The following is a 17,284-nucleotide window of genomic DNA, read 5'->3' on the forward strand; positions in this document are numbered from 1 at the left end:
CCACGGAAGGCATACTCATCCGGTGATGGGGCCGGGCTTCAAACCCGGTGGGGGGCGTCAGCCGCTCCCTCGTAAGTTCGACTCCTACTGCCTTCCGCCATTTCTCTTCATGCGCTGCTCATAGTCAGCTTGCAAGTTCTCCCAGAATGCGACACTCATCTGGAAGTGTGCCGCCAGTGCCTGTGCCAAGGCGGTGGTGACTGGTCCCTGTTCAGCGAGCAAAGCGATGATCTCATCATGTGGCACGTCTAATGCGGTGATCAGCTCTCGTTCAGACAAGCCTAACGGCACCATAAACTCTTCGCGCAACATCTCACCCGGGTGGATTTCTTGAAGTACGGTTCTCATCCGAGCCTCCTAATGATAATCAACTATCTCAACTTCGTAAGCGTCCCGGCCACGCCACCGGAAGCAAATCCGCCATTGGCCGTTAATCCGGATGCTGTGCTGTCCCACACGACTACCGTACAGGCGCTCAAGGTGATTGCCAGGTGGTTGGCGCAATTCGTTCAGACTACCGACAAGATGACGATAGGCCAGCCTGGCTGCGCGCACTTTGATCTTACGTAATCGCTTCCACCACTAAATCAATCGCCGCCTCGAAGCAGGCGGATTGTTCTTGCAGCAGTGACCACAGGCGGTTGTGCTCAGCGCCGCGCACGATGTGCAGTTGGCGTGAGGCGGCGTTGCGGGCGGACTCGACCAGGCGTTCGGAGATTTCCAGCGGGATTACAGCGTCGTGCTCGGCGTGGATGACCAGCAGTCGGCCTTCGAAGCGCGACAGGATGTCCCAGGCGTCGCTGTCGGCCCAGCTGCGCTCGCGGCGGATGATGGCGGAGAAATCCGGTCCGAACGGCACTTCGTACGCCGCCGGGGTGTACACGCCCGGCACCATCAGCACCAGCGCGTCGACCTGATGGCTCTGGGTGACGCGGATGGCGTTGTAGGCGCCCATGCTGGCGCCGATCACCGCCAGCGGCTGCGGCAGCGAGCGCGCAGCAGCCACCGCCTGCGCCTGCCGCGTACGGCTGGCCACCGACGATTGCGCCAGCGTGCCGCCGGTTTCGCCATGACCGATGGCGTCGAAGCAGACGCTACCCAGTCCGCGTTGCTGCAATGCGTCACGCAACAGGTGATGTCCACGGCGCGTGCTGGCGCCGGCGCCGTGCAAATAAAGGATGCGGTTGCTATCGCTGCCGACGTAGTGGTCGGCCTTCAGGCTGTGGCCGTCGAACGGCACATCAAAGTTGATAATTGCGCTCATGCCGCAGCGTAAACAAGCCGGTGCATTTTGTAAATACGGGCGGTTTTTGCACTTTTTTGGCAAACCAGTTGACGTTAAATTCACGCCAACCGATGCCATCTTCGCTCATCTTGCATTCAGCACCACACTCACACCTTAGTAGTTTCCACACGGCACATATTTTCAAACGGTGTTAAAATTACCCATCCGCAATAGATATTGCCATGAAATTAATCATACTCACCCCCATTTAATTATCCGAGGAACCATATGAATTTTGCCAAGATGAGAGTGGGTAGCCGCCTGGCCGTCGGCTTTGGCGCCTGTCTGCTACTGTTACTGGTGATTGCGGTCAGCAGCTCGCTGACGCTGCGCAGCATCACCCAAGACACCGATAATCTGCTGGAACAGCAGCTGCAGACCGAGCGGCTGGTGACGGAATGGCACGCCAGCATCCAGAGCAACGTCCAGCGCGCCCAGGCGTCCGCGCGCCTGAGCAATGTGGAAGACCGTAAATATTTCGATGACGGCATCACACAAGCCATCAAGCGCAATACCGAAGTGCAAAGACTGTTGACCGAACGCCTGGTCGATCCGGAAGCGAAGCAACTGTACGCCACGGCCCTGGCCAACCGCGACATCTACCAGGCCGCGCGCAAGCGCGTGCTGGATACGCGCGACAGCGGCGACGCCGAACTGACCGCCAAGCTGATCCGCGAAGTGTTCGTGCCGGCCTGCGAAACCTATCTGAACAGCATCGCCGCCGTCGCCAAGCGCCAGCGCACCGCCATCGACGAGATCGGCGCGGGCGTACACGAGCGCAGCATCGGCGGCATTTCGCTGGCCGCCGTGCTGGCAGTGATTTCGCTGGTCGCGGCCGTGCTGCTGGGCTGGCTGATTACGCGCTCGGTGCTGAAACAACTGGGCGGCGAGCCGAGCTACGCTGCCGGCATCACCGACCGCATCGCGGCCGGCGACCTGACCGTGCGGGTGGAACTGGCGGCCGGTGACCGCTCCAGCCTGCTGTACAGCATCGCCGCCATGCGCGACCGCCTGGCGTCCATCGTCGGCGAAGTGCGCGGCGCCACCGAGGCGGTGGCTACCGCTTCGGACGAAATCGCCAGCGGCAATCAGGATCTGTCCTCGCGCACCGAGCAACAAGCAGGCTCGCTGGAAGAGACTGCGTCGTCGATGGAAGAACTGACCGCCACCGTCAAGCAAAATACCGACTTCGCGCGCCAGGCCAATCAACTGGCCGCCAACGCCGCCGGCGTGGCCGAGCGCGGCGGTCAGGTAGTAGGCGGCGTGGTGACCACCATGGAAGCCATCAGCGCCTCCTCGCGCCAGATCGTCGACATCATCGGCGTGATTGACGGCATCGCCTTCCAGACCAACATTCTGGCCTTGAACGCTGCGGTGGAAGCGGCACGTGCAGGCGAACAGGGCCGTGGTTTCGCGGTGGTGGCGCAGGAAGTGCGCACGCTGGCGCAACGCTCGGCCAGCGCCGCCAAGGACATCAAGCAGTTGATCGGTGAATCGGTGGACCGCATCGCCAACGGCAGCATGCTGGTGGACGAGGCCGGCAAGACCATGGAAGAAGTGGTTGGCAGCATCCGCAATGTCAGCGAGATCATGGAACAGATCACCGCCGCCAGCGGCGAGCAGGAAGCCGGCATCGAGCAGATCAACCGCGCCATCATGGAAATGGATGGCGTGACGCAGCAGAATGCCGCGCTGGTCGAGCAAGCCGCCGCTGCGGCCGAATCGCTGCAGGGCCAGTCCAACCATCTGGCCGAGCTGGTCAGCGTGTTCACAGTGGATGGCACCGCGTCCGCCAGCGTGACGTCGATTGCGACCGGCCAGCGCCGCCCTGCCGCTGCCCGCGTTCCGGCGTTGACCAACGCCCGCCGCACCGGCTCGCACGGCTGATACCTCCCACGCGGCGCGCTCGTGCCGCGTGACTCCCCTGCCGCCCGACTGGCAAATCGCCCGGTCGCGGCGCGCACCAGCGCCAGCTGCCCGGCGCCCGCACGGGCCGCCGGCGCGGTGTTCCCCTCCCTGCTGCTGAATGTACAATGGCGAAAAAACCATTACTCACCAGGGAAAAACCGATAATGCACAAGATCGCTTTGCAAGCCGCCGCCATCGGCATTGCGTTCAGTTCACTCACCGCCACAGCCGCGCCGGCTCAGACCGCCGAGCAGCTGTATCAAGCCAACTGCGCAGTCTGCCATGGCGCCAAGCTGGAAGGCGCCATCGGACCGACGCTGGGCGAGCACGCCTGGCTGCACGGCGCGCCGACCAAGGCCAACCTCATCAAGATCATCAGCAAGGGCGTGCCGGAGAAGGACATGCCGGCCTGGTCGCCAGCACTGAGCGCGCCACAGATTGCGCTGCTGGCCGATTACATCGCCGCCAATGCCAACAAGAAGCTGGCGGCGGCGCCCGCCCCTGCCACCGCCGCCAAGCCGGCGAATACCGATTTGCTCAGCGGCTTCACGCTGCCCAAGGGCTTCCGCATCAGCGTGTACGCCGAAGGCGCGGCCACCGCGCGCAGCCTGGCGGTGTCGGACAGCGGCATCGTCTACGTCGGCTCGCGCAAAGCCGGCAAGATCTACGCGCTGGTGCCGCGCACCGACAAGCAGTCGGCCGAGGTGGTGACCGTGGCCGAGGGACTGGAAAATCCGATCGGCGTCACGCTGCTGAATGGCGCGCTGTACGTGGGTGAAATCAGCCGCGTGATCCGCTTCGACAATATCGACAAGCGCTATGCGCAAAAGCCTTCCTACGAAGTGGTGAAGGTCAGCCTGCCCAATGACAAATGGCACGGCGAGAAAGTCATCAAGGCCGGGCCGGAGGGCAAGCTGTACATCCCGGTCGGCGCGCCGTGTAATATCTGCGATACCGACGACACCAAGAGCGCCAAGATCTACCGCATGAATGCCGATGGCAGCCAGTTGGAAGAAATCGCGCGCGGCGTGCGCAACACGGTGGGTTTCTCCTTCCATCCATCGACCAAACAACTGTGGTTCACCGACAATGGCCGCGACGAGCTGGGCGACAACACGCCATCCTGCGAGCTGAACGTGCTGACCAAGTTCGGCCAGCACTTCGGCTTCCCTTACTGTCACGGTGGCGTGGTGCCGGACCCGCAGTTTGGCAAGGGTCGCTCGTGCGATGAGTTTGTCGAACCGGTGGCCAAGCTGGGGCCGCACGTGGCGCCGCTGGGGTTGAGCTTCTACACCGGCAAGCAGTTCCCTGAAACGTATCGCAACAATATCTTCGTGGCCGAGCATGGCTCGTGGAACCGATCGACCAAGATCGGCTACACGGTGCGCTTCATTACGCTGTACGGCAACAAGCTGGTCAGCGATACCGCCTTTATCGACGGCTTCCTGCGCGGCGACGAAGTGGTCGGCCGGCCGGTCGACGTGGCCACGCTGGCCGATGGCTCGCTGCTGGTGTCCGACGACTACGGCGGCCGTATCTATCGCGTGACTTACGACGGCAAGTAATCGTCGGCCAGTACCTGCTCAAAGCTCCATAGGCGAGTTTTGGGCAGGTCGGTCAACCCGGCCTCGCGGCCGGCGATGTCGACCGCATCCGCCCATATCTCTTCGTCGAGCTCAAGATCGTTCAGCACTCCCCGCAAGCTCGGCAAAGCCCACCGGCCTGAGCGCAGCAGCGCCACCTGCTCTAGCGCCCAAGCGGCCACGTCGTCTTCGTATGCGACAGTCACGGCAAAAAGCCCTCTCGCAGCGCCTGCTCCAGCGGCCATGGACACTCGTCGGGCAGCGCGAAGCAGCCCAAGTCTCCAGTGGTCCTCACCAAGGCTTCCAGCCAGGCATCCTCCAGAAAATCCTCGTCATCGACCAGATGACGCAAGCTGGGCACCGACTTCAGCATGTTGTTAGTCTTCTCGCGTTGCAACTCGATCCCACGCTGAGCGAATTCGGTTCGGTGATCCTTAAGCACATGCCAACGCGCCAGTTGCGCCAGCAAGATGCCGCAGCGTTCATTCAATTCGTACTCAAACCAGAAGCCAACGCTCTCGATCTCCGTCGCCAGATTCTCGGTATCCAGTTGAGAAAGCTCACCAGCTCGCAGCCTGGATGCCTGCTCGTTCGCCCATGCGGCAACGTCCTGCTCATATTTGGTCATCATCATCCCCGTTTGGTAAAAACCCCGTTGTTAAAACCAACTCCAGCGACCACGGACTGCAATCCGGCAGCCCCTGGCATTCAGCCTCCCTGACGGCCAGGATCACCGCATCGCGCCACACGGCATCGGCCAATTCGCTATCCAGCGTTGCACGCAAGCTGGGGACCTTCAGCAACAATTTCTCTATATCGATGCGTTGGATGCGGATCGTGGTCAGCCAGCTGGAACCACGGTGCGTCGGTTGCCACTGCCATTTGATCAGGTGCTCCACCAGAATCGCCAAGCGGTGGCGTAGTTCCCGTTTTTCGCTCTTGGCCACATCCTGGATCTCCTCCGCAATGTTTTCCACATCGAGCAGCGACCACTGGCCCGCGCGCAGCAAGCGTGCTTGCTGCGCCGCCCAGACCATGACGTCATCGTCGTAGAGATTGCCCATAGCGTCCTCCTCCGCGATTAGACCGAGGAACGGCTGAGGAAGTTCACTTCAAGTGAAAAAGAACGGTCGCGATGCGCTCAGCGACGGAGCCGGTGAGCAGAACGGCGGCGGTCCAGTAGGCTTGCGCGGCCATCTGCTCCAGCGCCGGAGCGGCACGGCCGAACATCTCGCGCGAATAAAACAATGCGATCAGCGCGGACTATCCGGTTGCGTATTCGGAATACTCACTGGCCCGATGAGCGCTGATGCCGTGCTCCTGCTCCAGGAACAAAGTATGCGCTGCAGGATGCAGCTGGAATTCCGGCCGCGTGTCCGGGCCGGTCAGATGGAGATTTCCAGCCAGGCCAGAAGTCGATGCATGGAATGGCAGCGCGTTGGCCAGCGTGGCAGGGAACGCCGGCTCTTGCGTCTGATCCGGCTCACTCCACAGCTGACGAATCCGATCAAACGTCGGCCGCGACACTTCCAGCCAGACCCCGACCGAGTACGACTCGCCCCACTCTTCCACAGACAGCGGCAGCAAGCCCCTCACGAAATAGCGATGGCTGGCGTCATCGTCGCCCCAGATCGCGCACAGATCATTGTTGGCCTGCGTCCGCTGCTCGCGCTCTTCTCGCGGCACCAGCAAAAAATCATCCGGACGCTTAAAGCTCAGCTCAATATCGCTGATCGAATGCTGCTCACCGCAGCTGGAACATATCGCAAGTTCTGTCATAAATTCAATTTAGTTTGCCTGCCCGATCCAGAGGCGATTGCCATCTGGATCTTCAATGCGGAACTCCGTCATGCCGTAAAAGGTTATTTCCAGCTCCGGCAGGGGCAAGCCGTTATCGCGTGCGCGGCGGTGGAACTCCTGCAGGTTTTCCGGGTACAGGTACAGCACCGCAATCCGGGGTATGCCCGGATGATGGTTGATAGACTGGTCCAGCATGAGCTGCACCTCGCCACAGCGCAGCATCGCCCAGCCCCATTCATCGTTGCGGCTCTCCACCACGAAACCGAGCTTTTCGTAAAACACCACACTGGCCGGCATGCTGGCAACCGGCTGCATGGGAACCAGACGACTGAGACTCATGTCACCTCCTCAGGACTGCGGATCGAACTGGAACTCGCGCAGCTCCTGCTCGCAGCGACAGGCTTGCGCGATGCGCGCAGCCCATGCGATGGCATCGTCACGCGTCGGCAGCTCAAGCACGGTGAAACCGCCATTCAGCGGCGGCGCCCACGGATAGCCGCCTTCAGCGAACGCGCCGTCAGCAGCGACCAGCACTGGCGCCACACTTTCGTTGATGCCGCCGGCGAACACATACACGCCCGCCGCCTTCGCCTCCTCGATCACGGCGTGGGCGTCGCGCCCCGCCGCCAGCAACTCGTCACCAGTAACGAGCATTGCCGCGCTGGGGAAGGAAATCAGATACTTGGCCATGTCGCTCCTTTTGGCTTAACCTGCGGTCCGCTCTAGCTTGAGTGCATCATAAGCTTTGCCGTCGATGATATCACCGTCCTCCGGAACGCCGCGTTGCCAATCCGCTTGGGTGAAGGCCGGCGCAATCAGCTCCGGCTCCAGCACTTGGCCGGCGCAATGAATATCGATCACGTAACCGCGATCTTTGTGTCTGAGTACTTCGAATTCCGTACAAGGGAATCGCCGAGACTGGTTTAACTCGGGATCGTCGGAGATGGGTTCGAAGTCATACAGATACTGCCCGCTGAGATACAGCACCCGGCCATCCGCTAGCTCGATGAAGTAGTGCGAGCCTTCGTCTTCAAACTCCTCCACGCCGAACGCGCGTGTTGCGCGATATGTTTCCCGCACGAGCTGGCCCTGGCTCTCCAGATCCGCAATGTGTTCGGCCATCGTCTGCACGCGCCGGCGTGGCTTGGCGCCGCGCCGATTAAAGAGAGATAGCCCGGCAACCAAGGCACACAACATCACCGCCGCCGGCGCAAACTTGCCCCACCAAGGCCAAGGCCCGTGCGCGAAGGCGGAATCAATTGCTCCGACAGTGAGCAGCATAGAACCAAATACGAACAAAGCGGCAAGCAGAACCCTCATTGCGCGAGTCCTCGATTCATTAGGATGTTGTTCTCAACGGTTAGCATGCTCGCCAAAGGGGAGTTTTTCCAGCTGTGAGGCCAGCGCCAGGAGATCAGGAAGCTGCGCGCCCAGCACGCGTCGACGTGCGCTGCCGTACTCGCCACATGGCACAACGTCCTCTCCTCCCAAGGACTTACATTTCGCCCCCAATCAGCAGCACTCATTGGCAAGATCAGCGACCATGCCCAAGTTCGCTCCGATTTCACCTGGCGTATTTCCCTGCACGGCGACCAGCAGGTAGTTCACCTTCTCGCTTCGGAACTGATTCAAAGGCAGAATGGTCCCGGGCTTCTGTATCGCCGCCAGCAATTCGGGGCGGACGAACTCCGAGAACCTGTTCTGGAGCGCGTTGGTCTTTTTAAGCCATCCAAACATTTCAGATACTCGCATTTAAAGTGAGATATTTGCGCGTAGCACCACCGACAATCCCAGGCTAAGCACAAACGCTACGCAAACGAAGAAACACTGCAATGCCCAACCTTCGGGGACTTTCGCAAGGGGTCGACTCGGCACGCTCAAGAATGACGCAACCAAACTCACAATCGGCTTCACGGGGCGATCATCTTTGACGCCTAGATTGGCGATGAAGCCGAAGATCAATGTCGCCAAGATCGCGGCGAGAAACGCAGGTATAAACCAAGCATCGGGCAATAAAAACACCCAGCTCATTCCAGCGGCAATCGCACTGAGAATCCAGAGTACCAAGCCGTTCATTTCATAGCCCAACGTGGTTGTTCGGCGACGACTGCATAATACGCGAGCTTCTTCATAGTTCTACCTTTCACACTTAGGCATACCAAGCCCCTGATTTAAAACGGTGTGGGATTTCTTGACCAAAAGGATCATCAAAACCTAGAGCTTCAAGTTCAACAAACCAGCGCTCACGAAGGGACTCGGGAAGCTCAGAGCCGCACCAAGGGCAAAATGCAATACTGATCGAGCTAGACCCGCCATCATGAATCCATAGCCCATACTCTCGGAACTTCTCCGAGTAGGAAACGAGCGCGTCAGGGCACGCCTCGGGTTCCGAATGAACTTCGCATGAGAAGCTCGCATGGTAATCCATCGAAGTACAGCAATGCTTCATTGTGTGGTCTCACTTGATTGCTCAGCGGTGCGCGCGAGCGTGCGAAGCCTGCTGTGGCGCATCCACTGAAGCTGAAGATTAGGGCTGCGTTTGTATGGCAACGACTGTGAATTCACTATCACCAACCTCAATACATTTGCGCCAAACGTGTTTGATGTTTTCCACCGCGATGAAATCACCTCGATATGCCTTCGATACCAATTCTTTGTAAAGCGGAGGCGTAAGCCCTGGCAGCGCCCCTACAGGAATATTTGAGCACCACGATGAAATGAAACCCTTGAAATTGCTGTGAGTTCCTTGTGTCACGCGGCTAGCCCCTTTGTAAGAAACGATGTATGTGTAGAGCGGCACCATTCCCTCCTAATATGAAAAGTGGCGGACTGCAAGGTTAGAGATCAGAGCCATTCTCCTGTTAACGCCATGCTACCAATGAAAACCGTTTGAACCATACAAAATAGGCTTACGATCTGCAAAAGATGCCAACGTTTCGGACCAGGGAAGTAAACGAAAGCATAGGCGATCGAAGCAAGCGAAATGATGTGCAGAAGAAGATAAGGCGTAGCAGCCCAAGCGTGGGATGCTTGCGTCATCTGCCAATAGGCTAAAGCTCCGATGTAGAGCAACGCTGCGAACATCCCATGCAACGAGAAGAGCAGGCGAACCCAAAGTCGAGACTCATCATCTCCTTTGGAAAAATACACAATACTAACTGCCAACATAATGAGTGGAGAAAGGAAAAGTCCCATACCATGCTCTGGCTTCTGCGATCAGACGGATGCGTTTCGCACATCGTGTGCAGCACTTGGTTGAGCGTTCGGACGCTCGGCAAAAATAGCGACAGCAATTGTGATGAAGGTAGCCAATCTCAGAACGTATAAGGCAGAGAAAATCCAGAACAGATCAGTCCTATCTCTTGCGGAATTACTGTCAATGGCAAACGTATACTGCTGCACTACCGAGAGGACTATCTCAAGAAGTAAGCAAGCGAAACCTACGGTTGCCCAACGGGCGGCACGCGGATACAACGCCCTCCGCGAAAACGATAGCACCAATCCGGCAATAGCCACGGCCAGGAACGGCAAATTTGGTATTGCCAAGCCGAGTAACAGTGGTGCGCTGCTGTTCATTTCTTATCCTTGTTAAAAATTTTTCTTGGCAAAGTGATCCGATACACACCGTACGTGTTGATGACTTGGTAGGCAACTGAGGCGACGCCTTACTACTCCGATCTGTACACATACCGCGATACCAACTTACCCTCTCGTGAATAACCGAACGCGAACGCATGCAAGAAGAAGTTGTAACGCACCCATTTCTTGCACTCACCGTTATTCTTCGGAGGATTGGCTTGGTCACCGTTCCACCAAAGATGTTCACCACACTCCAGCACCTCGTCCGGCAGTCCGAGTTTTTCTAAAACAATTTGTTCGCTCTGCCCTAATTCAGCATTATCGTACGTAGACTGAGCGCGGGCTTCGCGCAACATGTACTGCCCACAACTACCGAGGGCAAGTACAAGAACACAAACGAGCAGAGCTTTGACGATTCGCATTGGCTTGCCTAGTGACGTTGGGCCGCAGATCGAGGCTTGCCGAGGGCTGCTGGATTGAACGACCGGTTATACACTAAGGGCACCGTTGGTGTACATGCGCAGATTGTCGGCGTCTATTTCACGCACAGTATCCGTGATCAGCTTCTCGATCCCCGCCGCTCCATCTGATGATGTCGGCAAAACCGAGTGATCTAACTCTGGATCGAGCACCCAAGTGACGAATGCGCGATCAAGGAACACATACGAACGATACTGCTTCGTAGCCACCAAATAACAAACGTGAATAATGTACTGTTGGCCGTGAGCGAAGTGCGATTCTTGCTTCAAGTGGGCAAACATCACGCCAGGCTCCGTCTCCTCAATTATTTTTTCGATCTCAACCAGCACGGTCGCTCCTAAATACTAATTCGGTTGCGTCGAAAGCATCCGTTGAGATGCCTGGTTAGCCTTCGCCGCAGCACGGCACTTAGCCAGGTTGGCTTCAAATTTTGGGAAGAATGTCTCAGGCTCACAGAGCGAGCCAGGCGGCGAAATTCGACATTGGCCCACGATGAGAAAATCGGAGACCGCTTCAGTACAAGATGGGAACTTATCCAAATCAGCCCAATGACCATTCAAGAAGGTCTTGACCCGCTCGATCCCGGAAGCGAAGTAAGCGCGATCTTTTGTAGCCACGGCAGCTTCCATCTTCGGTAGTTCAGTGGAGAGAAATTCGTCTGAGGCGATGACGAAGTCGCTCGGTCCAGCGTAAGCGTTGGCACTGAGTGAAGTCAAAGCAAGTAACAGTAGGAGCAATTTCATGGTTAGCGATGGGTTAAGCAGCGTCGTCAGGCGTCGTCTTGAATTCTTGGTGAGATTGCATTTGGCGATAGTAAGCAGAGTTCCTGAACAATCCTGTATAGAGTTCCGTTTTTCGCTTACCGGCTCCGATGTGAATTTCCTTACCATCGATCTCGACAACGACGCCCGATGCTGTTTCCTATTCATCCCAGTCGCTGTCGTACGTCACTGACGTAATTTCACGGCCTGTGACGACGTAATATGGCACCCCAAAGATACGGCGAACGAACCGAACCTGAGTCGTCCCCACAATTATTTTGCAGCTAAGGCCTAAACCAACGACGAAGTAAGCAATGAGCGCAATGATGAAGAATTTCATGCTCAGAAACGGCGGCCCAAGCATGAAGCCGCCCGGGAAGAACACAATCAGCAGTATCCAGAACATCGCTACCCCATCCCGAGCAGTATGGCTAAATAAAGTGGACTCGGACATAAATCTAACGGGCACCATAACCAACGGCTGGAGCGCTCAGCGCGTAAGCCGTCCGGTTGATTAGTTTGTTTGAGCTTACCATCGCGGCTGCTCCGGCTTGGCCTGCATGCATGCGGCAGGAAGCTCTTTCTCGATTTGCGCTAGTCTCTCCTCGTACCGAGGGCCCAAAACGCGAAGTTCGCCGTTTGTTCGCTCAATGAGGATCGGGACATTCCCAACGAGCGCCGCTGAGAGGTTTGTCGCATCGGCGATGAACTCTTTTGAGTTATAGAAGAACACCCACCCATATGGGAGCGCTTGCGTTTTCTCTGGCCAGATCGAAGCCTCATCATCCGATACGGCTCGGACCCAGGCTTCAGCAACTTGTCGTGCCATCGCAAAATTCATCGAAGATCTCTGCGTTCAAGGTGACTGGCTGCCGGAACGCGCAGCGTGGAGGCAGTCCAGTTCACCGCTAGGTTGAGCTGCTTACCGCTTTTGTTTAATTGGACCGACATAGTCTATATAGCGGCTACCTGGGCCATCGCGAAAGAATAGGTTGCAACCCTTATCGTACGTAATTTCAAGCACGACCCGAACCGAGCCAGTCTTAGTTTCAACAGCCTTCTTGATTGCGAAGAAGACCGCTTGCTTGGCCTTGATATCGGCAGTCTTCTCTTTTTCGATAGTCATGGGCATGCGCACAATATAATTACTTTTGCAGCCAAGCCCAATGTCCAAATCCCTCGCGGGGATGAACACCTCAAACTGCCCATAATTAAAGTTCTTCGAGTTTTCATCTAGCCGTTCGCGGCGGATCTCCAGTGCATTAGGTAGAAGAGTGTTTTCAGAGGAAAGCGCTACCTCAAAGTGACGAAACTTCGTTCCGTTTCTCGTTATCGTGTGAATCTCCGACGCGCTAGCAACAGCAAGCAGCGGCGCCATAATCGCAGCAAGGGCAACATATTTGAGTAGTCGCATAGTGATGGCCCAACGTACCAAATTAACCAGCGCACTTTGGCGCGTCTGGGTTGAATGCTTGGTTGGGCGAATTAATAGCCGCAAATTCCTTAGCAGCACCCAACACCTTTACCAATGCCTGTCGATTCTTCGGCGACTTTAACTCACCAGGCAAACGGCTTAGCCAATGCTGGTTCGGGCCGGTCTTTAGGCCACTGGCCTCCGAAAGTTGCCGGGAGGTGGGCAGAGCAGTTTGCGACAAGACTTCGATGTAATGCTCAAGTTGGGCTCCGGAGCTAAACAAAAGTTCGAAACTTTCAAACTCAACGTGCAGCACAGGAAAGCCTTTGTGCGGGACCGCCAACGGTGCTGGCGGTGTGTACACTCCAGGACTTCCTGCGACTGGCAGGTGCACCCAAAATGCACCGGGAACATTATGCCAATCAGCTCTATAGGTGAAGTGAAATTTAGCTCTCATTTCTCAAACGGCCCAACTTTGACAGTCAGCGGCGCCGTCGGGCGTCCGCTGGACTGGTAGGCTCGTGAGCGCGATGTTCTGCATTTGTAGAGCCTCAATATTCAAGTGGCCATTCACAGAGGTCTGCATATTTAAACACCTCATCAACGAAATTGGCTCTAACAAACTGGAATGGCGGAACTGTCTGCAGCCAATTGACGTCATTCAACTCCCTGTCAAGGGCGTATCCGAACCGAGTCCAAACAAACGCGCCTTCGACACAGTGCTGTTCAGCCAGCAAAACTGTACAGTTAAGGTCCATATCGTCGGGACATATCAGGAGCGGGACAGTGACAAGTTGTTCAATATTAAAGGATAAGAGACGCTCCCATGCAAGGGAAAGTTCTGCTTTGTTATGAAGCCATGAGTGTGCCGGTGCTAGCCCCGCAATATCCGGATCATTCGCGAATTCTGAAATTACAATTTCAAGCGACCGCCCACCAATCCTTAATTCTGGATGCTCCGCCAACGCATATTTGCACTTTCCCATCTCAGCCGAAATTATCATGAACTCAGCCCCCCCAATGTGAATGCGCAGCGGCAGCCAAAGGCTGTCCGCTGGAGCTGTAAGTTCGCAAATATAACGAGTTCAAGATCACTTTAGTCCGTATGCACATCGAGACGTTCAATTTCGAAATCCACCACTTCACAGTAGAGCATGTCGTTGAAATTGATTATGAAACCGCATGCTTGAACTAATCCTTCTTCGGAATCAATTACGCGGCCTCGGCCACGATAGGCATAGGGACCAGTCCGTTCGATGCTTTCGACAGACAGCTCTTCCTTCAATTCTTCCGGCCAATCCGACAAGAAAGCAGCGCGAACATTTCCATTTAAAATCGACAACCGATTGGAAATACGGTCACCTTCCTTTGCATTGAACATGTGCCCGAACACGATAATCTCACCGAGCGAGCTACGCAGAGTGACCTCGGCTGACTCGTCGCCATACCAATGTACTTTTGCAACCAATATCGTATTAGTCCAGTTGACAGCAGTGTTAGGAAAAATTGTATTCATACGCTTTTGATTCAAGCCGCGCAGTTCTTTGTACTTTCGATTACTACTGCCGATGATATCGAACGATCTTCGGCAATCTCGTGCACAAAAGGAAGAAGCCATTCGCCGCCGGCGTTCGAGAAAGCGCCGTAATCTGCACTACCAATGTGTCTTGAAATTGTCAGTCAAAGCGTTTAGTCGGAGCCAAGCCAAGACCCCAATTGAAAACATTGCAATCAAAAGCAGTGGTGGAACATAGTATTTGCTTGTTGGCAGCAGAAAATTGACAGCAGCAGCGATAAGGAAGTTTAGATAAACGCCTCGAGCAATTTTCTCCCTGCTGGAAAGTTGTAGCAAGTAACGGGCAGCCTCGTCTGGTGATTGTTTTAGGATTTTTGCCGTGCGCTCATAAGACTTACCATTTTTACTAGATAAATGTGCTCCAAATATTTTGGATCGCCAAGTCGAACCATAAGCATCAAGAGCCCGTTTAATAAACGAGGAAAGCAATGATGCAAAAACATCAACATACATGCCGACAACGTAAGCCACCGGCAAACCAATAGCGATAAGAACCTCTTTATGATCTGCTATCTTGACGTCTGGGATGAGCGTAAGTTGATTGGCAATGGGAAGAAGCCATAAGAGGGCCACCAAGCCAACGACAAGGTGTTCAATAAGAGCGGCGATGAATTGCATAGGTTTCCTGTGAAAGGCCTAATGTAATGATTAACCGGCGCGCGTCAGCGCGTCCGGGCTGAATGCTTGGTTGGGCTCAATACGGCCCTTGCTCAAACAACGTCTTGCCACTTATCTTCCTCAATTTCCCAATAATTACATGCCATGCGCTTAGCTTGGGACAGCGTTTCATGCCATGAGTCTTGACTCAGAGTTCGGTCACCGACTTTGCTACACAAGCAGTATCGAGATCCGTCAAATTTTACGCAAAGTTCGATGTAGAAGTAATGCTGCTTCTCTTCGAAGGGGTGTGGTCGTATGCCAAAAACGGACAGCCAATTGTTCCGATAAGTGCGCGTCACCTTTTCAAGGGCTGTGATTTCAGCACGGGAAACCGTTACGAGATTGTCATTCATACCGCCCAACGTTTAAAAATAACCGGTGTGCTTTAGCGCGTCCGGGTTGATTGCGATGTTAGCCCAATAGACCACCGGCAAATGAAGCGAGAACGCCGACAATAAGAATCAAGACCAAATAGCCGAACAAAGAGGCTGTGACCCTAATGCGGGTGCCCGAAGGGCTCCTACGCAAGACATAAATCGAAATGGCCACGGGCGCCAGCGCGACTACTCCGATATTTAGCCACTTGCTTCTAACAAAAGATCGATCAGATGAGTCGCGGTAATACCACATAAAAATGGTGACATTGAGGAGTATCGTCGATGTCCAAAACCACCAGGCAGGCTCGACAACGTCGCGAGCTTCAAAGTAGCCGCTGACGCCACTTATCAAGATGAGCATTAAAAAGAACACATATTTAAGAAAATTTGCTGACATAGATGGCTAAAGTTTCAAAATAACCGGTGCGCTTTAGCGCATCCGAGTTGATTGCATGGTTGGGCCAGAAAAGCGCCCTGACCAAAGTTCTTCTCATCGTCTTCCTGGTCATTTTCGATGAATTGACGCGTGATATTCAGCTCGAAAAATTTCCCAGCTCCTCAATCGTACGCCCCCATTGAAACAGAAGCTTGTCGCTTTCGGAATCGCCACAGCCCTCCGCTTTAACTCGATCGTAGAAGGCAAAGAACAGTTCGAATCCTTCGCGGGGAGTGCACTGTTTGATCGAAACGCCAAATAAAACAGCGAACGCGGCAAGGCCTTCAACAGAGTCAGCAGGTTTCATGATTAGTCTAACGCCGTTGAATTAACCGGCGCGCTGAATGAATGGTTGGGCAAAAGAGATTGTTCGGGTAACTGACAGGATTTACCTCAGGGCTGCTTCGGTGGGAGTGACCTCCCCATGACAAATGCCAGCAGCACAATTGGAGCTAGTATGGGAAGGAGATGAAACACAATAGGCACTCTTCCTAGAATGGAGAGAATCACAGGCCTAAGCATGATGATGTAAGTAGAACACCAGATCAGAAACACCACAAACAGGACAGCGGCCATTTTTCCTTCAGCCTTCCGATATGCCTCGGACTTTTGTTCCATTCTTCCTCCTTAATAAATTTGCGACGCGTGGACGTCGGAACCAACAAAAATTAGGTACCCGATCTGTCGCAATCTCTCACACCAAAAGCTTGACGTTTCGCAGAGAGGAAGAACGCGAGCGCCAATATTGTCAATACATTATGGCAATTTAGCACACCATAATGATTCATGGCAACCCCACCGCCGGGGTAAGCATGAGCAGACTGAAACCAAAGTTACTTGACGACCTACGCAACCGCATTCGACTCAAGCACTACAGCATACGTCCTAAACAGAGTTAAATCGGCTGAGTCCGCCGCTTTATCATCTTCCATGGGCGCCACTGAAGTAACGCAGTTTCTGACCCATCTGGCAGTGGCGGCAGGCGTGGCACCATCACCCCAGAACCAGGCGAAAGCCACCCTGCTTTTTCTCTACAAGGAAGTGCTGGATACCGAGCTGCCTAGGCTGGATGAGATCACAACCGCGAAGTCGTCACAACGCTTGGCCTGCCGTGCTGAACAAAGATGAGGTACAGCGTCTACTGGACACTACAAGCGGCACCAATGGCCTTTGCAGCTCCTTCCCTAGGGGACAGGGATGCGCATCATGGAGTGCCTGCGTTTGCGCGTGAAGGACCTGGAATTCTCACGCAACAAGATCATCATCCGGGAAGGGAAAGACACCAAGGACAGCAGCGCAGACACAACGCACGATGATGTCAGCCTGACCTACGTCAAATCGCTCCCCAGCCTCGCTTGATGTAAGCGGTGTGACTGAATTATGCGCTTGATGTGCGTGATAGGATATCCACAAACATCGGCGAGG

At 55.3% G+C, this 17,284-nt stretch carries 31 protein-coding genes and 1 tRNA gene; 5 read left to right on the forward strand and 27 right to left on the reverse strand.

The features are described 5' to 3' along the window. The first annotated feature begins 4 nt into the window (after positions 1-4). A tRNA-Sec gene (locus GJ699_RS03330) sits at positions 5-100 on the forward strand. Here the strand turns inward: GJ699_RS03330 and GJ699_RS03335 are convergent. The 3 genes from GJ699_RS03335 to GJ699_RS03345 are packed head-to-tail and all read right to left on the reverse strand — an operon-like array spanning position 85 to position 1,264. Next, positions 85-348, reverse strand: coding sequence for a HigA family addiction module antitoxin (locus GJ699_RS03335; RefSeq protein WP_154373112.1), 264 nt, complete (start codon positions 346-348; stop codon positions 85-87). The two genes, GJ699_RS03330 and GJ699_RS03335, sit on opposite strands and share 16 nt — an antisense overlap. Before the next feature lie 9 nt (positions 349-357). Then, positions 358-555 (reverse strand): type II toxin-antitoxin system RelE/ParE family toxin, encoded by a 198-nt coding sequence (locus tag GJ699_RS03340; RefSeq protein WP_371867447.1) that lies wholly within the window; start codon positions 553-555, stop codon positions 358-360. A gap of 7 nt (positions 556-562) precedes the next feature. Further along, positions 563-1,264 carry an alpha/beta hydrolase gene (locus tag GJ699_RS03345; RefSeq protein ID WP_154373114.1) on the reverse strand — a complete coding sequence of 234 codons (702 nt, stop codon included), beginning with the start codon at positions 1,262-1,264 and terminating at the stop codon, positions 563-565. Positions 1,265-1,513: 249 nt separating this feature from the next. On the opposite strand from GJ699_RS03345, the gene GJ699_RS35110 reads away from it, so the two are divergent. After that, a complete protein-coding gene (locus GJ699_RS35110; protein WP_154373115.1) occupies positions 1,514-3,172 on the forward strand; it encodes a methyl-accepting chemotaxis protein in 1,659 nt (552 codons plus the stop codon). Positions 3,173-3,357: 185 nt separating this feature from the next. After that, complete coding sequence (locus GJ699_RS03355) at positions 3,358-4,758, forward strand: c-type cytochrome (RefSeq protein ID WP_154373118.1); 1,401 nt, start codon at positions 3,358-3,360, stop codon at positions 4,756-4,758. On the opposite strand, the gene GJ699_RS03360 is transcribed toward GJ699_RS03355, so the two are convergent. The 24 genes from GJ699_RS03360 to GJ699_RS03470 form a co-directional block, all read right to left on the reverse strand. Beyond that, entirely contained in the window at positions 4,743-4,982 is a 240-nt protein-coding gene (locus GJ699_RS03360) for a hypothetical protein (RefSeq protein WP_371867448.1), read from the reverse strand. The genes GJ699_RS03355 and GJ699_RS03360 overlap by 16 nt on opposite strands. Continuing rightward, positions 4,979-5,410 carry a DUF29 domain-containing protein gene (locus GJ699_RS03365; RefSeq protein ID WP_154373122.1) on the reverse strand — a complete coding sequence of 144 codons (432 nt, stop codon included), beginning with the start codon at positions 5,408-5,410 and terminating at the stop codon, positions 4,979-4,981. Before GJ699_RS03365 ends, GJ699_RS03360 begins: the two co-directional genes overlap by 4 nt. After that, a complete protein-coding gene (locus tag GJ699_RS03370) occupies positions 5,391-5,840 on the reverse strand; it encodes a DUF29 domain-containing protein (protein WP_154373123.1) in 450 nt (149 codons plus the stop codon). Before GJ699_RS03370 ends, GJ699_RS03365 begins: the two co-directional genes overlap by 20 nt. Positions 5,841-5,883: 43 nt before the next feature. After that, positions 5,884-6,024, reverse strand: a complete 141-nt coding sequence (locus GJ699_RS03375; protein WP_154373125.1) for a hypothetical protein — start codon at positions 6,022-6,024, stop codon at positions 5,884-5,886. Positions 6,025-6,039: 15 nt separating this feature from the next. Next, positions 6,040-6,555, reverse strand: a complete 516-nt coding sequence (locus tag GJ699_RS03380) for a DUF2199 domain-containing protein (RefSeq protein ID WP_154373127.1) — start codon at positions 6,553-6,555, stop codon at positions 6,040-6,042. Between the two features lie 9 nt (positions 6,556-6,564). Next, entirely contained in the window at positions 6,565-6,915 is a 351-nt protein-coding gene (locus tag GJ699_RS03385; RefSeq protein WP_154373128.1) for a VOC family protein, read from the reverse strand. A 9-nt stretch (positions 6,916-6,924) separates the two neighbouring features. Further along, entirely contained in the window at positions 6,925-7,266 is a 342-nt protein-coding gene (locus GJ699_RS03390) for a YciI family protein (RefSeq protein WP_154373130.1), read from the reverse strand. A gap of 15 nt (positions 7,267-7,281) precedes the next feature. Then, on the reverse strand, positions 7,282-7,896 hold the full coding sequence (locus GJ699_RS03395) for a hypothetical protein (protein WP_154373132.1): 615 nt from the start codon (positions 7,894-7,896) through the stop codon (positions 7,282-7,284). 192 nt (positions 7,897-8,088) lie between these two features. Then, complete coding sequence (locus tag GJ699_RS03400; RefSeq protein WP_154373134.1) at positions 8,089-8,313, reverse strand: hypothetical protein; 225 nt, start codon at positions 8,311-8,313, stop codon at positions 8,089-8,091. Positions 8,314-8,328: 15 nt separating this feature from the next. Beyond that, on the reverse strand, positions 8,329-8,652 hold the full coding sequence (locus tag GJ699_RS03405) for a hypothetical protein (RefSeq protein ID WP_154373136.1): 324 nt from the start codon (positions 8,650-8,652) through the stop codon (positions 8,329-8,331). Between the two features lie 73 nt (positions 8,653-8,725). Further along, positions 8,726-9,025 (reverse strand): DUF6980 family protein, encoded by a 300-nt coding sequence (locus GJ699_RS35255; protein WP_371867449.1) that lies wholly within the window; start codon positions 9,023-9,025, stop codon positions 8,726-8,728. A 78-nt stretch (positions 9,026-9,103) separates the two neighbouring features. Beyond that, on the reverse strand, positions 9,104-9,379 hold the full coding sequence (locus tag GJ699_RS03410) for a hypothetical protein (protein ID WP_154373138.1): 276 nt from the start codon (positions 9,377-9,379) through the stop codon (positions 9,104-9,106). A 41-nt stretch (positions 9,380-9,420) separates the two neighbouring features. Further along, the gene (locus tag GJ699_RS03415; protein WP_154373140.1) at positions 9,421-9,771 is read right to left on the reverse strand and encodes a hypothetical protein; all 351 of its coding nucleotides are present in this window, start codon (positions 9,769-9,771) and stop codon (positions 9,421-9,423) included. Between the two features lie 21 nt (positions 9,772-9,792). After that, positions 9,793-10,152: a hypothetical protein gene (locus tag GJ699_RS03420; protein ID WP_154373142.1), complete on the reverse strand. Its 360-nt coding sequence runs from the start codon at positions 10,150-10,152 to the stop codon at positions 9,793-9,795. A 92-nt stretch (positions 10,153-10,244) separates the two neighbouring features. Continuing rightward, positions 10,245-10,577 carry a hypothetical protein gene (locus tag GJ699_RS03425; protein WP_154373144.1) on the reverse strand — a complete coding sequence of 111 codons (333 nt, stop codon included), beginning with the start codon at positions 10,575-10,577 and terminating at the stop codon, positions 10,245-10,247. A gap of 66 nt (positions 10,578-10,643) precedes the next feature. Further along, on the reverse strand, positions 10,644-10,964 hold the full coding sequence (locus GJ699_RS03430) for a hypothetical protein (RefSeq protein WP_154373146.1): 321 nt from the start codon (positions 10,962-10,964) through the stop codon (positions 10,644-10,646). A 15-nt stretch (positions 10,965-10,979) separates the two neighbouring features. Next, positions 10,980-11,378 carry a hypothetical protein gene (locus GJ699_RS03435; RefSeq protein WP_154373148.1) on the reverse strand — a complete coding sequence of 133 codons (399 nt, stop codon included), beginning with the start codon at positions 11,376-11,378 and terminating at the stop codon, positions 10,980-10,982. A 178-nt stretch (positions 11,379-11,556) separates the two neighbouring features. Further along, positions 11,557-11,802: a hypothetical protein gene (locus GJ699_RS03440; protein WP_154373150.1), complete on the reverse strand. Its 246-nt coding sequence runs from the start codon at positions 11,800-11,802 to the stop codon at positions 11,557-11,559. A gap of 123 nt (positions 11,803-11,925) precedes the next feature. After that, the gene (locus tag GJ699_RS03445) at positions 11,926-12,237 is read right to left on the reverse strand and encodes a YrhB domain-containing protein (protein WP_154373152.1); all 312 of its coding nucleotides are present in this window, start codon (positions 12,235-12,237) and stop codon (positions 11,926-11,928) included. A gap of 81 nt (positions 12,238-12,318) precedes the next feature. Further along, complete coding sequence (locus GJ699_RS03450) at positions 12,319-12,810, reverse strand: hypothetical protein (protein WP_154373154.1); 492 nt, start codon at positions 12,808-12,810, stop codon at positions 12,319-12,321. Positions 12,811-13,361: 551 nt separating this feature from the next. Beyond that, a complete protein-coding gene (locus GJ699_RS03455) occupies positions 13,362-13,814 on the reverse strand; it encodes a hypothetical protein (RefSeq protein ID WP_154373156.1) in 453 nt (150 codons plus the stop codon). Positions 13,815-13,906: 92 nt separating this feature from the next. Further along, positions 13,907-14,428, reverse strand: coding sequence for a hypothetical protein (locus GJ699_RS03460; protein ID WP_154373158.1), 522 nt, complete (start codon positions 14,426-14,428; stop codon positions 13,907-13,909). 36 nt (positions 14,429-14,464) lie between these two features. Continuing rightward, positions 14,465-15,004 carry a hypothetical protein gene (locus tag GJ699_RS03465; protein ID WP_154373160.1) on the reverse strand — a complete coding sequence of 180 codons (540 nt, stop codon included), beginning with the start codon at positions 15,002-15,004 and terminating at the stop codon, positions 14,465-14,467. A 952-nt stretch (positions 15,005-15,956) separates the two neighbouring features. Next, entirely contained in the window at positions 15,957-16,166 is a 210-nt protein-coding gene (locus GJ699_RS03470; protein WP_154373162.1) for a hypothetical protein, read from the reverse strand. A gap of 623 nt (positions 16,167-16,789) precedes the next feature. Between GJ699_RS03470 and GJ699_RS34415 the strand changes: the two genes are divergently transcribed. After that, on the forward strand, positions 16,790-16,987 hold the full coding sequence (locus GJ699_RS34415) for a phage integrase N-terminal SAM-like domain-containing protein (protein ID WP_154373164.1): 198 nt from the start codon (positions 16,790-16,792) through the stop codon (positions 16,985-16,987). A gap of 69 nt (positions 16,988-17,056) precedes the next feature. Beyond that, positions 17,057-17,218: a tyrosine-type recombinase/integrase gene (locus GJ699_RS34420; protein ID WP_154373166.1), complete on the forward strand. Its 162-nt coding sequence runs from the start codon at positions 17,057-17,059 to the stop codon at positions 17,216-17,218. Positions 17,219-17,284: the final 66 nt, after the last annotated feature.

It is taken from the genome of Duganella guangzhouensis (assembly GCF_009674535.1).
GTDB lineage: Bacteria > Pseudomonadota > Gammaproteobacteria > Burkholderiales > Burkholderiaceae_D > Rugamonas > Rugamonas guangzhouensis.